Source organism: Oceaniglobus indicus (assembly GCF_002751875.1).
Classification (GTDB): domain Bacteria; phylum Pseudomonadota; class Alphaproteobacteria; order Rhodobacterales; family Rhodobacteraceae; genus Oceaniglobus; species Oceaniglobus indicus.
In genome coordinates this window covers 1-2,500 of record NZ_NMZM01000021.1, presented here as the reverse complement: position 1 = coordinate 2,500, position 2,500 = coordinate 1, and the positions used below count along the sequence as shown (strand labels likewise).

Annotated in this window: 2 rRNA genes (1 of these 2 cut by a window edge); both read left to right on the top strand. The window is 54.4% G+C overall.

The annotated features are described in order from the left end of the window. Positions 1-2,136 (top strand): 23S ribosomal RNA (locus tag CFP68_RS17730); it begins 698 nt to the left of the window's first position. Positions 2,137-2,356: 220 nt separating this feature from the next. After that, positions 2,357-2,471, top strand: a 5S ribosomal RNA gene (gene rrf / locus CFP68_RS17725). Positions 2,472-2,500 lie beyond the last annotated feature (29 nt).

Below are 2,500 nucleotides of genomic sequence, written 5' to 3'. Positions count from 1 at the left end.
GAAACCGAGTGATCTAGGCATGCCCAGGATGAAGGTTAGGTAACACTAACTGGAGGTCCGAACCCACACCTGTTGAAAAAGGTCGGGATGAGGTGTGCCTAGGGGTGAAAGGCCAATCAAACTCGGAGATAGCTGGTTCTCCGCGAAATCTATTTAGGTAGAGCGTCATCCGAATACCCCGGGGGGTAGAGCACTGGATGGGTAATGGGGCCCCACAGGCTTACTGATCCTAACCAAACTCCGAATACCCGGGAGTAATAGATGGCAGACACACGGCGGGTGCTAACGTCCGTCGTGAAGAGGGAAACAACCCTGACCTACAGCTAAGGCCCCTAATTCATGGCTAAGTGGGAAAGCATGTGAGACGGCCAAAACAACCAGGAGGTTGGCTTAGAAGCAGCCATCCTTTAAAGATAGCGTAACAGCTCACTGGTCTAGACAAGCTGTCTTGCGGCGAAGATGTAACGGGGCTCAAGCCATGAGCCGAAGCTTAGGATGCACATAGTGCATGGTAGCGGAGCGTAGTGTGACATAACTCCATGTGTCTTTTGCGGTCGTCAGACCGTAGCGGACACAAGGGGTTTTCTGTGAAGCCGGCGCGTGAGCGATCCGGTGGAGAGATCACTAGCGAGAATGATGACATGAGTAGCGACAAACAGGGTGAGAGACCCTGTCGCCGAAAGTCCAAGGGTTCCTGCTTAAAGCTAATCTGAGCAGGGTAAGCCGACCCCTAAGGCGAGGCCGAAAGGCGTAGTCGATGGGAACCAGGTTAATATTCCTGGGCCAGATGGAAGTGACGGATCACAGAGGTAGTTCATCCTTATCGGATTGAATGGGCTGCTGAGTGGTCCCTGGAAATAGCTCCATCATTGGATCGTACCCTAAACCGACACAGGTGGACTGGTAGAGAATACCAAGGCGCTTGAGAGAACGATGTTGAAGGAACTCGGCAAAATACCTCCGTAAGTTCGCGAGAAGGAGGCCCCGTTCGTAGGCAACTATGGGCGGGGGGCACAAACCAGGGGGTGGCGACTGTTTACTAAAAACACAGGGCTCTGCGAAGTCGCAAGACGACGTATAGGGTCTGACGCCTGCCCGGTGCCTGAAGGTTAAAAGGAGAGGTGCAAGCCTTGAATTGAAGCCCAGGTAAACGGCGGCCGTAACTATAACGGTCCTAAGGTAGCGAAATTCCTTGTCGGGTAAGTTCCGACCTGCACGAATGGCGTAACGACTTCCCCGCTGTCTCCAACATCGACTCAGCGAAATTGAATTGCCTGTCAAGATGCAGGCTTCCCGCGGTTAGACGGAAAGACCCCGTGCACCTTTACTACAACTTCACACTGGCATCAGGTCAGGCATGTGCAGGATAGGTGGTAGGCTTTGAAGCAGTCACGCCAGTGGCTGTGGAGCCATCCTTGAGATACCACCCTTGCCTTGCTTGATGTCTAACCGCGGTCCGTCATCCGGATCCGGGACCCTGTGTGGTGGGTAGTTTGACTGGGGCGGTCGCCTCCCAAACAGTAACGGAGGCGCGCGAAGGTTGGCTCAGAGCGGTCGGAAATCGCTCGTTGAGTGCAATGGCAGAAGCCAGCCTGACTGCGAGACGTACATGTCGAGCAGAGTCGAAAGACGGCCATAGTGATCCGGTGGTCCCGAGTGGAAGGGCCATCGCTCAACGGATAAAAGGTACGCCGGGGATAACAGGCTGATGGTGCCCAAGAGTCCATATCGACGGCACCGTTTGGCACCTCGATGTCGGCTCATCTCATCCTGGGGCTGGAGCAGGTCCCAAGGGTACGGCTGTTCGCCGTTTAAAGAGGTACGTGAGCTGGGTTTAGAACGTCGTGAGACAGTTCGGTCCCTATCTGCCGTGGGTGTAGGATACTTGAGAGGAGTTGCCCCTAGTACGAGAGGACCGGGGTGAACGATCCACTGGTGGACCAGTTGTCATGCCAATGGCAGTGCTGGGTAGCTATGATCGGACAGGATAACCGCTGAAGGCATCTAAGCGGGAAGCCCCCCTCAAAACAAGGTATCCCTGAGAGCCGAGGTAGACCACCTCGTCGATAGGCCGGAGATGTAAGCGCAGCAATGTGCTCAGTTGACCGGTACTAATTGCTCGATAGGCTTGATTTGATCCAGTGGAAGCTGGACTTCACGGCGCGAAAGCACGTGAAAACAGATCGAAAGTACACCAGGTGCGAAAGACTTGGACGTCAAGACAATGACTGATGTGATGTTGGGGGCGAAAGCAGCACCCACCCGGAAACGGTGTGGGCACGCAAATTTGCAAGCAAAGCCGCTTTCGCCCACCAACACAAAACCTGCATCCGCAGGTTCTGTGTTTCTTTCTCGGTTTGGTGGTCATAGCACGAGCAAAACACCCGATCCCATCCCGAACTCGGCAGTTAAGTGCCGTCGCGCCGATGGTACTGCGTCTCAAGACGTGGGAGAGTAGGTCACCGCCAAACCTAGAAAGAAACACAAAATCTCTCGATAC